The sequence below is a fragment of the Nocardioides sp. genome (assembly GCF_050246775.1).
Classification (GTDB): domain Bacteria; phylum Actinomycetota; class Actinomycetes; order Propionibacteriales; family Nocardioidaceae; genus Nocardioides.
This window is the reverse complement of record NZ_JBFWVK010000010.1, coordinates 11982-24560: the sequence shown is the minus strand read 5'-3', so window position 1 is coordinate 24560 and position 12579 is coordinate 11982. Positions and strand designations below refer to the sequence as shown.

Here is a 12579-nt window from a genome sequence, read left to right as displayed (position 1 = left end):
CATTCCGGGGCGATGCGGTGTTGGACGGCCTCTGGATCCGCCTTGTGTGATCAACAAGGGCGCGTCATATCCGCGTGCTGGTTTATTGCTGCTCTCCCGTCTCCAGCGAGCGCGAAGCTGCATCGGCTGCCCACACCCGCGAGTCCGCCGCCAACGCGCCGCGGGCGCGGCGCAATCGCTCGCGCGGCTCTCCGACTTTGTCGAGATTCAAGGGCGGCCGGAGCCGCAGGAGGACCGCCGTCTCGACCTCATCAAGAGGGACATTTTCGGGCTTGACCCACGCCGCCAACGCCAAACGTTCCTCCATCCATCGGCTCAGGCGCTCGTCACCGGCTGCGTCGAGCGAGAAATTCGCACTTCCATCCGGCTTCGCCAAATTCCGCGGCACGGCCACGAGATCGAGCTGAGCAGCCAACAGCGCGGCGAGGCTGCGGCGTACGGTCGACGATCCAGTCTTGCCGGTCGCGAAGTGTGTGCCGACATCACGACCGTTCAGGCTCTTCTCGGCCTTGCCGACGTACAGTGGCTGACCGTCGAAGGTGGGAGAGAGATCGAGGTCTGTCCACGCCTGTTCGTCACCATAGAAGGCGTAGAGGCCGGATGCTTTCGGGACCCGATGGGTCGCCTCAGAGCGGATGTATCGCACTCCCGCGAGGTTGATGAGCGCCTGAGAGGCAGCAGACTCCGGGTTCATGAGCACATCCTTGCTCGTTCATCGGCCAACGCGTAAAGCGGGCCGGGACGTGTGTCTTAACGCCGCCTGCCGGCGCGGGCTAGTAGTTCAGGGGGTATCTGATCCGACGTGTCCCATGCGTGCGGGTCCCTAGAGGGTTGGCCGGAGGTTGGTCGACCCAGGGACTCCAGAGGCTACTTCCTGACAGGTCGGTCAGGATTGAATGCCACGAGATGCTCCTGGAGCGCGGCATGCCGGAATTGGTACAGCGGGCCGACCTGCCGCAGCACTTGCCGATGGTTTGCGTCCCCTAGGAAGCTCGGGTTCGCGCGAACGGTGTCGGCGTTCGCGCCGGCCGCAGGACCGCGAGCGCAGGTGATCGACTAAGACTGCGCCACGCGGATGCACCCCGCGGAGCGTGAGCCCGTGCGCCTAGAGATCCCAGCCGTCGATGATGCGATCGAGCAGCTTGCGCGACTGCTCGGCCTCCTCGCAATGCCTCGTCGCCTCCTCGTGGAGGCGCGTGAGAATCTTCTGGAGCTTGGTCAGCGTGTTGTCGTCGACCTGCTGCATCTCGACTTCCGCCCGAGTGCTGCCCGTGAAGACACGCCAGTTCCTCATCCGGTTGTCGACTTCGCGCAGTTCGTAGACGCCGAAAGGTCGGTCGAGGTCGAGGCTGAGCACGATCATGTCTCCCTGGTGCCAGTCGAAGGGGAGGTTGGGTTGCACGCTGACGATGCGCGCCGGGTCTTCGGGGTGAGCGGCATCATCGTGGTCCGGAAGCACGACAGTCATGGGGTTATCTCCTAGGTTCCATGGCGCCGGAGGAGTCCAGCGAGGTCGACGGGTGAGTCTTCCCGGGATAGCACCTTGCCCTACGTCGCCGACAACGCGGTGCGAGGCACGGCTTCAGGGCGAGCAGATCGTCGAGCGCGGTAGTCAGGGCGTTGTATTCGGCCAAGTGGGCCGCGTCGAACGGGAGGCCGGTGGGGTCGGCGAGGCGTCCCGCCGAGGTCAAGAGAGCGGTGTGCAGGCGGTCGGCGAGCTGTCGCGGTCAGCGGCGCCGTGCGGTACCGGGCGGACTCCTTGCGCCGATCAGTCGCTTAGCGTGAGGCAGTCATTCCGCGTGAGCCCGCGGCGGAGTCCCGCGACGGTGGCCTCGTAGCGCTAGGGTCCGGCCATGAGCAATCAAGTTGGCAGATTGCACGTCTTGATTGGATTGCCGGGCTCAGGGAAGTCCACCTTTCTTCGAGAGCGCTTTCAGGTTTCGCACCCGGAAGTAGCTATCTTTGATGACTACCAAGCCCATGCGATCGCCGATCAGTCCGATCCGCAATGGAGTCGAAACCGCCCCTCAGCTATCGAAACGCTCCGGGGCGGCACGCCCGTTCTGGTCAGCGACATCTCCTACTGCAGGGCATCTGCTATCGATCGCTTGGTCAGTCTCATGCGCCAAGATGTGCCCGGAGTAGAGATTGACCTCATCTACTTCGCCAACGATCCAGAGGCCGCAGCGCACAACGTGCGCCTTCGAGGCCGAGATCAATGCGAACGCGAGATTCAGCTCATTCGCGAGTTTTCCGCGGACTACCGACCGCCAGCAAGCGCCATGCCCGGGTCTGCCCAGAGTTTGGAGCACCGCTGAGTCCGAGATCTAATGAAGAGTTCGTTGCGTCACTTCTAGCCGCGTTCGTCCTCACGCCCAGCGCGTTCCGTGAGGGCATGAAGATCTGGGTCGACTACGAGACCGCCCAGAGCATGCACAGGATGCAGCCGATCATCGAGGATCTGATGACGCCGCCGGACCCGACGAACAACTGATGAGCTTCCGGCGCAAGCAGAGAAAGAGGACCACCGCCAACGTGACTGAGCCAGAGGTCCAGGTCGAGGAGTTGCGGCTCGCACGGGTCTTCTTCGTCCTGCCAGAGCCCATCTCTTTGCCGGACGGCTACCAGGTCGTCATGACCACCGGCGATGGCTCGCAGCCAAGGGAGGACGACCCGGAGGTCAGCCTGATCTTCCACCAGGTGACCACGCCCCACGGGCGTAGCACCGCCGCGTTGGAGGCACTCATGAAGACCACGGGCCAAGCGCCGGGCCTCCCACCCCAGGCTGAGGAGCCGGCGTCGGTGGAACCGGACATCGAGTGGACGGTCGTGGAGGCGCTGACCATCTGGGACTCGCCCGATCCCATCTCGGAAGCCGATCTCGATCAACCCTCGCACTGGACGCCGCGCTCCGACGTGTTCACCCGGTGCCTGTACGCGGCGCGCCAGGTTGTGAGGGCCGATCGGCAGGCGACCGAGACTCCCTGCGGCCTGCCGACGTACGCACGGACCGTCTCCCAAGTCCTCGTCTACACCACCGACGGCGTGCGGGAAATGGGCGTCGTCGACGGCCAGCCCGTCTTCCTTATCCGCCCGACCCAGGATGTCTGGGACGGTCCCAGCCTCATGCTTCTCGACCACGCGAACTTCCCTGACCCGTTCCGCAGCCGGGACTTCGACGAGAACATCGAGACGCGCTTCTGGCACTGGTTCTCCGAGGAGAACCGAGGCAACCCCTTGAATCTCTGGCGGGAACGTTGGATCGAGGCTCGGCGGGCCCATGAAGTCCTCGGCGAGGAAGCGCATGCGCTGATCCTGGCGAACACCTCATGCGAGGTGATGCTCGATGCGATCCTGGCGTTGCTGTTGTGGGAAGAAGGCGTCGCCGTCGAGGACGCGGTTCCCCTCTTCGAAGAGGGGAAGGTCCTCCGTCGGCTCAAGCAGGAACTCCAACCGCGCCTCAAGGGACAGTGGTCCACCGAGACCGGTGCAGTCGGCGAGTGGTTCCGATCCGCCTATCGGCTACGTCACCGCGTCGTCCACGGCGGCTACTCACCCACCCCCGCCGAGGCGGCGAGAGCGCTCGAAGCAGGCCTCGGCCTCCAGCACTTCGTCATGGATCGCATTGCGGAGCGACGCACGACCTACTTTCGGGCCGCGTTGATGACGGTTGCCGAAGAAGGCCTTACCCGTCGCGATCTCTGGTCGGGCCAGATCAAGCGGTTCGCCGAAGAGGTCGCGCCCACCGAACCGAACTGGCGGGACTCCTTCACCGCCTGGTACCGCGAACTGGTCGGGAGGCTCGCACCGTGACGACGTTGCAGACACAGGCATGTTCCGAACCGGGGTGCTTGAACCCCGCCGCTTATCGGACCCGCACGAAACCGACCTGGTGCGACGGTCACATCACCTCAATCCTTCATCGCGGTGGACTAGTGCCGCTGGAGCCGTTCACCAAGCCGACGGCGTATCGGCTGACCCGCTGTACCTCTTGCGGGTGCGAGGCGCATTACCGGTTCGAGTACGTCCTAGACCGGAACAAGATCGGCGAGGCGACATGTCGCGCCTGCCACTGGCGCTCGTGGGCGGCCGAGGCGCGCGGGCTGCAGGGGGGCCACGCGAAGAGTGAACCCGTTTCTGAGGACACGGCCAAGGACCACGCTGCAAAGAACGGCTACGAGTACCTGGGGTCGCTGACGCGGCCCTCGCTTCCGGACGACCCGCATCGGGTCCGGTGCCTGCGGTGCGGCCGAATCAGTGCGAAGCGGCTCGGGGACATCGGTTGGGGTTGCTCCTGTCTGACTAATCCCCGGCGGGAGCGCCAGACGCGCAAGCCCGCGGGTTCGAAGAAGAAGGACCTGCTGAAGGATTCAGGGCTGGCCGTGCTGGGCTGGTGGGATCATGACAGGAACGACTCCGCGACTTGGAACACGGTCACCGCCAAGGCTCGACGCGAGGCGCACTGGCGGTGCCCCGACTGCGGACGTGAGTTCACCGAGAAGGTTTGTGACATGACGGCTTATCCGTCTTGCCCGGACTGCGCGGTGAAGCGCCGAGCCGAGTGGGAGGTCGAGTACGCCCGGCTCAAGCAGACGCCGGTGGCCGCGATCCCCGACCTGCTTGCCGCTTGGGCGGACGAGGCGGATCCCGCGATGGTCATGGTGGCGGGCGACTTGCGTGTTCGCCGCTTCCGCTGTCCCGCTGGCCACCACCCGAGGCTCTCGCCCCATTCCTTCATGCGGGCGGGTTGTCCGTCGTGCCGGGGCAACGCCACGAGGACGCAGCGGCTGGAAGCCGTGGCCGTCGACCCGGAGACACACACGATGAACCGCGAGATCGCCTCGCAGTTCCATCCGACGCTGAACGGCAAGATCCGACTTGAGACCATCTCGCCTGATTCGAGGCGGATCCTGTCGTGGACCGACGCCGAGTGCGGACACACCTGGCAGGCATCCCCGCGGGAACGGGAGAAGGGGCAGCGCCCCCGGTGTCCAGAGTGCCGTTCGATCCTCGACTCCCTGGCCTACCACTTCCCGGAGCTCGCGGCCGAGTGGTCTGACGCCAACCCGCTGACGGCCTGGCAGGTCCGGCCGTCCGGGCAGACGACCTTCGTGCCTGAGTGGATCTGCGCCAACAACCCGGCCCATGCGTGGCAGGCGCCGTTGACGTCGCGCACAGCTGGGGCGGGATGCCCAGAGTGCCGGGAGACGGGAAAGTCGAAGGTGGAACTCGACCACCATGCCGCGGCGGAGACCATCTTCGGGTCCGCGGCTTCTGGGCGGCCGGTGGTGAGCGAGGCGTTCAAGCGGCGGGCACGGTGGCTCGTCGACGTCGTCGTCGATCTACCGGACGGGCGGAAGGTCGCCATTGAGTACGACGGCGCGTACTGGCACGCGGACAAGGCCGAGATCGACACCGCCAAGTCGGTCGACCTGCTCGCGGCCGGTTACCTCGTCGCCAGGCTCCGCGAGCACCCGTTACCCCCGCTTGGCGTGACGGACCCCGGGTATGTCGAGTTCGTCGTGCACGCGACCGCGCCCGACGCACATGGCGTGATCGCCAAGGTGAAGGATTGGGTCGATGCCTGACAATGCCGAGAGCCGCGAGATGTTCGCCGAGATGGTCGCGCGGTTCCGCGAGGCACCCATGCCGAGTCCCCTCCCGAACTCGGGCTCGTCACGGGCCTTCCTGGCTGCGCAAGAGGCCGTCGCCGTGATGTACGGCTGGACGAACCGGGTCATGCGCTCCGGACAGGCTGTCCTGCGCATGGACGCCGACGGGTTCGCCGCGGAGGCTTCACCCCTCCTGCGTTCGATGTTCGAGCACGTCATGGCTCTCCACTGGATCAAGGAGCAGCCCAGCGACGCGTTCCAGTCGACGTGGAGGGCGTGGCAGAAGGAAGTCTCGAAGTTCCAAGAGGCCGAGGCGGCCGGCTGGGAACTCACCGACGAGGTCGTGGCGCTCATCGACGACTTGCTTACCATCGAGACCGACGAGTCTTCCAGGCGCGTGGACAACCTGCTGAACACCCGCCACCGCGCCGAGAAGTACGGGCTTGGCATCCTCTATAGGTCCTGGCTGATCGAGACCTGGACATCGCACGCCACCTTTGCATCGGCGAAGGCGTACTACGAGGTCAAGGATGAGGGGCCGTTCACCTTATTCGAGTCCAGCCCGCTTCTGCCACCTGACCTGCCGATCCTGTGCGCTGCCGCGGGCCGCGCCGCTCTTGAGGCCTACAACGAGCTGCTACCAGACGGTTTCCTGACCGACGACCTGGAGAGCTGGAAGTCCCGGCTCGGGCCCACTTTCTGACTGGGTGTGTCCCGATTCGCCGGCCGAGGCTGCGAGTCGTGTGCCGGATCTAGCCGCGATGAGAGCGGCTTCCAATCAGCGTCATAGCCGCGATTGGGACACCGCATATTTTGACGCCGAGTAAGTGGCTCTCGTCTCAGGCGAGGCCCGTGTCGAGCCTCACGTCGGCTTTAAACACGACGTCGACCAGAAATCTAGGCATCGGTGGCCGCTGGGTGTCTGCCGCGAGGCGGCCCAACAGGAGGCGCTCCAGTCGGCTCGAGCGCTGACGGCGTCGGTAGGTGAGCTTCATTTCGATCCTCACGTCCCAAGAGCAGGGCGAGTGGGGTCTTGCGCGAACCTGGCTCGCTGCCACGCGAGACCCGAATCGCGATCAGTGTCGCGCTGAGGATCGGGGACCTTTGCGGACTCCCACTCGCGCGGATGCATTCCGCCTTGGACGGCTGCGGCGACGAGATCAGCGAGTGGGCAGGGCCTGTCGGGGGGCACTTGGTCGAGGGCACACCAAGCCATGGCGCCATTCCCGTTCAGCCAGCTCGCGAAGCCCAGCAGCGAGGCTGGTGCGGCTCGCACGTCGTCCGGCGCCCTTTTGGTCAGGTCGCTCCATAGCGCGACGTGCGACGTTGCGGTCTCGCGTGTCATGTCATTCCACAGCGTGTCACGGATAGGAATGGAGTTGATTGCCACGACGAGCCGGGCCGCGTCAGCGTCGCTGAGTCGGACGCCGTCAGCGTGAAACTGCTGGAGTCGGCCAAAGGCCCACGGCCTTTCGAAGCGCGCGGTGTTCCGGACGGCTTCTGCCCGAGCCGCGGAAAGAAGAGCTGCAATGGGCTCGCGGTCACCGACCAGAGAAGACGCGAGCGAGTCACGGCTGGTGGCTGGCTGAGACCGCCCGGCCAGCACCGTGGTTGCGGCGAGACGTTCGCGGGCGAGCCCGGTCTGAGGGCCAGACTCGCCAGTAGCGAGATCAGCCCAGTCGACGTTGTCAGCCCACAGCCTGATGGGGGTGGTGATGCCGATGGCCGCGAGCCGGCCGGCGAAGTCTTGACTGATTGAGTCTGCGTGCTGGCGGTTGGTGGTCAGGCAAACGATCGCCACCTTGGCGCCAGGCTGGGCATGGCGACTGAAGGCGCTGCCGACGGAACTCCAGACCAGGTCGCTATCGCTGGTGGAGGTAGGTAGGTCAACTCGGGCAATGGGGAGCTCTGATCTCAGGGGCACGAGCACGATCGACTCCTCGGGCTTGAAGCCGAGCAGATGAGGGATGGCTGCAACGAGCTCGTCGGGGGAGCGGACCGAGAGTGTCATGACATCCAGGTGCGCGGAAGCAGCCGCCGCCACCGTGCACCCGAAAGCCCTGGCAGTCAGCCCAATGCCAGGCGTGGTGTCGCGGCCTGCCAAAGAACGATGAGGCAGGATGCAGTCCATGTCGACCACGATCCATGAATTGCTGGATGAGCTTCGGGCGAAGGCACTGGATGAGCGGGACAAGGGGGACAGGTTCGAGCGCTTGGTGCAGGCGTTCCTCACCAGTGATCCCGAGTGGGCGACTCGGTTCTCGCAGGTGTGGTTGTGGAGCGAATGGCCAGAGCGGGGCGGGCGTCCGGACACGGGGATCGACCTGGTTGCCCGCAACCGTAATGACGACGCGTTCACGGCGATCCAGTGCAAGTTCTACGACTCCACGCACACAGTGTCCAAGGGCGATATCGATTCGTTCGTGGCTGCCTCGGCGAAGCCCGAGTTCACCCAGCGCTATGTGTTCGACACCGCGCGGACCTGGTCGGCAAATGCTTTCGACACGATTGTTGGGCAGTCGGTGCCGGTGCAGCGCATCGATATCGGTTTCCTGGACTCGGCCCATGTGGACTGGGCGGAGTATTCGTGGAGCACCCCTGAGGTCCTCGTGGCCACCGGCCCGAAGACGTTGCGCCCACACCAGCAACGTGCCTTGCACGACGTCCGGGACGGCCTGGCGACCAGTGATCGCGGCAAGTTGATCATGGCCTGTGGCACCGGGAAGACGTTCACGAGCCTGAAGATCGCCGAGGACCTCGTCGGTGCTGGTGGCAGCGTGTTGTTCCTGGTGCCGTCGATCCAGTTGATGTCGCAGAGCCTGCGCGAATGGATGGCAGAGAGCACAATCGAGGTCCGACCCTTCGCGGTCTGCTCCGATGTCCGGGTCGGTCGCAAGGCCACTGATGAGGCTGACCTGTCCACGGTCGACCTGACCGAGCCCGCGACCACTGATGCCACCAAGCTGGTGGAGCGGATGTCGCGGGGCAAGCGGGCCCGGGACCGGATGACGGTGGTGTTCTCGACGTACCAGTCCATCGACGTGATCGCCCAGGCTCAGGCCCAAGGTCTGGGGGCGTTCGACCTGATCATTTGCGACGAGGCCCACCGCACCACCGGGGTGACGTTGGCGGACGCGGATGAGTCGCACTTCGTGAAGGTCCACGACAACGATTACCTGCGCGCGACGAAGCGGCTGTACATGACCGCGACCCCGCGGCTGTTCGGTGAAGACGTACGACGCAAAGCGGCCGAGGCCGAGGCCGTACTGGCTTCGATGGACAACGAATCGGTCTACGGGCCCGAGTTGCACCGGCTGGGCTTCGGCGACGCCGTCGAGGCAGACCTCTTGACCGACTACAAGGTGCTGGTCCTCGCGGTCGACGAGGCGTACGTGGCAGCCAACTTCCAGTCCGAGATGGCCCGACACGGCGAGATCGCGTTGGGCGATGCGGCCAAGCTGATCGGCTGCTGGAACGGGTTGTCGAAGAACTACGGCAGCACCCATGAGGCCAGCCCGACGGGCACTGAGAATGGCATGCGGCGGGCGGTGGCCTTCGCCAAGGACATCCGGGCATCCAAGCAAGCCGCTGCGTCGTTCCCAGCACTGGTTGATCGTGCGATCGATGGCGACCCGGACCGGGTCGGTGGCCAGGTCCGGGTCGAGGCCGCCCATGTCGATGGCACGATGGGCGTTCAGGAACGCAATCGGCATCTGGCCTGGCTGCAGGCCGATGCCGACCCAAGTGTGTGCCGGGTGCTCACGAACGCTCGCTGTCTATCCGAAGGCGTCGACGTCCCCGCGTTGGACGCGGTGATGTTCCTGACTCCCCGGGGCTCGCAGGTCGACGTGGTGCAGTCGGTGGGCCGAGTGATGCGCAAGGCCCCAGGAAAGGAACTGGGCTACATCATCCTGCCAGTCGTCGTACCGTCCGGCGTTGCTGCCGAGGACGCACTGCGCGACAACGACCGCTACAAAGTGGTCTGGCAGGTGCTCCAGGCGCTGCGCTCCCACGACGACCGGTTCCACGCGATGATCAACCAGATCGAGCTGAACAAGAACAAGACAGACCGACTCATCATCGACGTCGTCCCGCCACGACCCGAAGACACCGACGACGCCAACACACGAGGAGCTGACAAGAAGCCGCAGGACACCCAGCTTGCCTTGTCGTTCGATATCGACGCCTACCGCGACGCCATGTTCGCCCGGATCGTGGCGAAGGTGGGAGAGCGGAAATACTGGGAAACCTGGGCCCGCGACGTCGCCGACATCGCCCACGCCCACATCACCCGAATCAAAGGCCTACTGGCGGCCACCGATTCGCCGCCGGCCCGGGAGTTCGAGGCATTCCTGGACGGTCTGCGCGGCAACCTGAACGAGTCCATCACCGCCGAAGAAGCCATCGAGATGCTCGCCCAGCACCTCATCACTCGTCCGATCTTCGAGGCCCTGTTCGCCGGCTACGACTTCGCCGCCCACAACCCCGTGGCCCAGACCATGGAGCTGATGCTCGCCTCCTTGGACGAGCACAACCTGGAATCCGAGAACGACAAACTCGAACGGTTCTACGCCTCGGTGAGGCGCCGGGTTGAAGGCGTGCAGGACGCCGAAGGAAAGCAGCGGGTCATCGTCGAGTTGTACGACAAGTTCTTCGCCACCGCCTTCAAGAAGACCGTCGACCGGCTCGGCATCGTCTACACCCCCATCGAGATCGTCGACTTCATCCTCAACTCCGCCGACCAAGTCCTCCGAGAAGAGTTCGACCAAGGCCTCACCGATGAAGACGTGCACATCCTCGACGGCTTCACCGGCACCGGAACCTTCATCGTCCGACTGCTGCAATCGGGGCTCATCAGCCCGCACGACCTGGCCCGCAAATACGCCACCGAACTGCACGCCAACGAGATGCTGCTGCTGGCCTACTACATCGCCGCAGTCAACATCGAAACCACGTACGCCGCCGCCATGGGCGGCGACGGCTACACCCCGTTCCCCGGGCTGGTGCTGACCGACACCTTCCAGTCCTACGAGGACGGCGACCGCGACGACCTCGACATCTTCCCCGAGAACAACGACCGGATCGTCAAACAACGGGCTCTGCCGATCACCGTGATCGTCGGCAACCCGCCCTACTCGGTCGGCCAGGACTCCGCCAACGACGACAACGCCAACACCGCCTACCCCACCATCGACAGCAAGATCAGGGATACGTACGCCGCCAAGTCGACCGCGACGCTCAAGAACTCGCTCTACGACTCCTACATCCGCGCCATCAAATGGGCCTCGCTACGGCTTGACGACCGCGGCGTGATCGCATTCGTCACCAACGGCGGCTTCCTCGACGCCAACACCGCCGACGGACTCCGCAGGTCCTTGGCCGAAGAGTTCTCCACCATCCACATCTTCAACCTGCGAGGCAACCAGCGCACCGCCGGAGAGCAGAGCCGTCGTGAAGGTGGCAAGGTATTCGATGCTGGCTCCCGCGCCACGGTCGCGATCACCGTCCTAGTGAAGAAGCCGGACGTCACTGGGCTGGCCACCATCCACTACACCGACATCGGCGACTACCTCACACGCGACGAAAAGTTGGCCAAGGTCGCCGAGGCCGGGGGAGTAGCGGGACTTGAACCCGTTGTCGTCTCACCGAACGTTCACGGTGACTGGCTCAACCAACGCCGCGACGACTTTGAGCGGTTCCTTCGGCTCGAGGGAAGCACGGACGAAGTATGTGTCTTTGGAGCTGGCGGACCGGGGATCAAGACCAATCGGGACGCATGGGCCTACAACTTCAGTCAGTCGCGACTTGTTGACAATATGAAAAGGGCGCTGACTGCCTACGCAGCGGCGCTCGGCGGGCACCGAACAAGCGATAGCACCGTCATCAAGTGGTCCTCTGCGCTTGAGTCCCGGTTGCTGAGACGTGAAGTGCTGGATGCATCGCAACTCCGCGCGCGGCCCGCCATGTATAGGCCATTTCAGAAGCTGAACTTCTGCGGTGACCAAAGATGGATCGATCGGCCAGGCGCTGTCGGTCGGCTATTTCCGGTCCCGGGTGTCAATCCAGGTTTTTTGTCCCGCTGCCGGGTTCGATGGCGCCGCCGTTTCTGGCCCTCGCAACAAACAGTGCAACTGACGCCGGAGTGGCGGGAATTGCTGCGGTACGAGTACTCACCCGATGGCAATACCTCAGAGTGGATGACGGCGGGCTCGACTTTGCAGAGAACGACGACGTAAGCGTGGTGGACGACTTCCGGCGGGTTGACAACATCACCGATGCCGCACTGCGGCGGTTTGTGTCTGCGTACGGCGAAACTTTCATGAAGGACGACGTCTTCTTCTACGTGTACGGTGTGCTGCACTCTCCGGACTATCGGGAGAGGTATGCCGCGGACCTGCGGAAGATGCTGCCGCGAATCCCGCTCGTCGGTGATCCCGCCGATGCTCACGCGTTCGTTGCCGCCGGACGGGCCCTGTCCGAGTTGCACCTCGGCTACGAATCCGTGGAGCTCCACCCGTTGGGGGGGCTCGACGTAACTGGCCCTGAGGGTGAAGCTGCCTACGACTTCTTTCGGGTCGAAAAGCTGCGCTTCGGCAAGCCCACGGGCGAGCAGAAGGCGGCGGGGGAGCGGGCCGACAAGACCACGGTCGTCTACAACGACCGGATCACGGTGACTGGGATCCCATCTGGGGCGTACCGCTACATGTTGGGTTCGCGTTCGGCGGTCGAGTGGATCATCGATCGCTATCAGGTCAAGACCGACAAGCCGTCCCAGATCGTTAACGACCCCAACGACTGGTCCCGCGAGGTCGGCGACCCGCGCTACATTCTCGACCTGCTGGCTCGCATTGTCACCGTCAGTCTCGAGACAATGAAGATCGTAGACGCGCTTCCAGCCCTCAACGTGCAGGTCGATGACTAACAACAAGCGGTCGCTCTGATGATGAGGCGCCGGTACAGTCGGACC

At 64.5% G+C, this 12579-nt stretch carries 10 protein-coding genes; 6 read left to right on the top strand and 4 right to left on the bottom strand.

The window, feature by feature from the left end; translation table 11 throughout:
• Positions 1-82: 82 nt before the first annotated feature.
• Positions 83-694 (bottom strand): GIY-YIG nuclease family protein, encoded by a 612-nt coding sequence (locus tag AB7I40_RS23100; protein WP_428347412.1) that lies wholly within the window; start codon positions 692-694, stop codon positions 83-85.
• A gap of 411 nt (positions 695-1105) precedes the next feature.
• Positions 1106-1468: a hypothetical protein gene (locus AB7I40_RS23095; RefSeq protein WP_428347411.1), complete on the bottom strand. Its 363-nt coding sequence runs from the start codon at positions 1466-1468 to the stop codon at positions 1106-1108.
• A gap of 385 nt (positions 1469-1853) precedes the next feature.
• On the opposite strand from AB7I40_RS23095, the gene AB7I40_RS23090 reads away from it, so the two are divergent.
• The 4 genes from AB7I40_RS23090 to AB7I40_RS23075 all read left to right on the top strand — a co-directional run bounded on the left by AB7I40_RS23090 (position 1854) and on the right by AB7I40_RS23075 (position 6315).
• Entirely contained in the window at positions 1854-2318 is a 465-nt protein-coding gene (locus tag AB7I40_RS23090; RefSeq protein ID WP_428347410.1) for an AAA family ATPase, read from the top strand.
• A gap of 217 nt (positions 2319-2535) precedes the next feature.
• The gene (locus AB7I40_RS23085; RefSeq protein WP_428347409.1) at positions 2536-3813 is read left to right on the top strand and encodes a hypothetical protein; all 1278 of its coding nucleotides are present in this window, start codon (positions 2536-2538) and stop codon (positions 3811-3813) included.
• Positions 3810-5588 carry a zinc-ribbon domain-containing protein gene (locus tag AB7I40_RS23080; protein WP_428347408.1) on the top strand — a complete coding sequence of 593 codons (1779 nt, stop codon included), beginning with the start codon at positions 3810-3812 and terminating at the stop codon, positions 5586-5588. The genes AB7I40_RS23085 and AB7I40_RS23080 overlap by 4 nt, the downstream gene beginning before the upstream one ends.
• Entirely contained in the window at positions 5581-6315 is a 735-nt protein-coding gene (locus AB7I40_RS23075; RefSeq protein ID WP_428348140.1) for a DUF5677 domain-containing protein, read from the top strand. The genes AB7I40_RS23080 and AB7I40_RS23075 overlap by 8 nt, the downstream gene beginning before the upstream one ends.
• Before the next feature lie 136 nt (positions 6316-6451).
• Here the strand turns inward: AB7I40_RS23075 and AB7I40_RS23070 are convergent, their stop codons facing one another.
• Both AB7I40_RS23070 and AB7I40_RS23065 read right to left on the bottom strand, forming a co-directional pair.
• Positions 6452-6607: a hypothetical protein gene (locus AB7I40_RS23070; RefSeq protein ID WP_428347406.1), complete on the bottom strand. Its 156-nt coding sequence runs from the start codon at positions 6605-6607 to the stop codon at positions 6452-6454.
• A gap of 8 nt (positions 6608-6615) precedes the next feature.
• Positions 6616-7743: a DUF4192 domain-containing protein gene (locus tag AB7I40_RS23065; protein ID WP_428347405.1), complete on the bottom strand. Its 1128-nt coding sequence runs from the start codon at positions 7741-7743 to the stop codon at positions 6616-6618.
• On the opposite strand from AB7I40_RS23065, the gene AB7I40_RS23060 reads away from it, so the two are divergent.
• Complete coding sequence (locus AB7I40_RS23060; protein WP_428347404.1) at positions 7742-11848, top strand: DEAD/DEAH box helicase; 4107 nt, start codon at positions 7742-7744, stop codon at positions 11846-11848. The genes AB7I40_RS23065 and AB7I40_RS23060 overlap by 2 nt on opposite strands.
• Complete coding sequence (locus tag AB7I40_RS23055) at positions 11755-12534, top strand: type ISP restriction/modification enzyme (protein ID WP_428347403.1); 780 nt, start codon at positions 11755-11757, stop codon at positions 12532-12534. The genes AB7I40_RS23060 and AB7I40_RS23055 overlap by 94 nt, the downstream gene beginning before the upstream one ends.
• Positions 12535-12579: the final 45 nt, after the last annotated feature.

Excerpts from the sequence above, each read along its gene's own strand:
- AB7I40_RS23065 (WP_428347405.1), bottom strand. The coding sequence starts at position 7,743 with ATGGACTGCATCCTGCCTCATCGTTCTTTGGCAGGCCGCGACACCACG.
- AB7I40_RS23095 (WP_428347411.1), bottom strand. The coding sequence starts at position 1,468 with ATGACTGTCGTGCTTCCGGACCACGATGATGCCGCTCACCCCGAAGAC.
- AB7I40_RS23060 (WP_428347404.1), top strand. The coding sequence starts at position 7,742 with ATGTCGACCACGATCCATGAATTGCTGGATGAGCTTCGGGCGAAGGCA.
- AB7I40_RS23100 (WP_428347412.1), bottom strand. The coding sequence starts at position 694 with ATGAACCCGGAGTCTGCTGCCTCTCAGGCGCTCATCAACCTCGCGGGA.
- AB7I40_RS23075 (WP_428348140.1), top strand. The coding sequence starts at position 5,581 with ATGCCTGACAATGCCGAGAGCCGCGAGATGTTCGCCGAGATGGTCGCG.
- AB7I40_RS23070 (WP_428347406.1), bottom strand. The coding sequence starts at position 6,607 with ATGAAGCTCACCTACCGACGCCGTCAGCGCTCGAGCCGACTGGAGCGC.
- AB7I40_RS23090 (WP_428347410.1), top strand. The coding sequence starts at position 1,854 with ATGAGCAATCAAGTTGGCAGATTGCACGTCTTGATTGGATTGCCGGGC.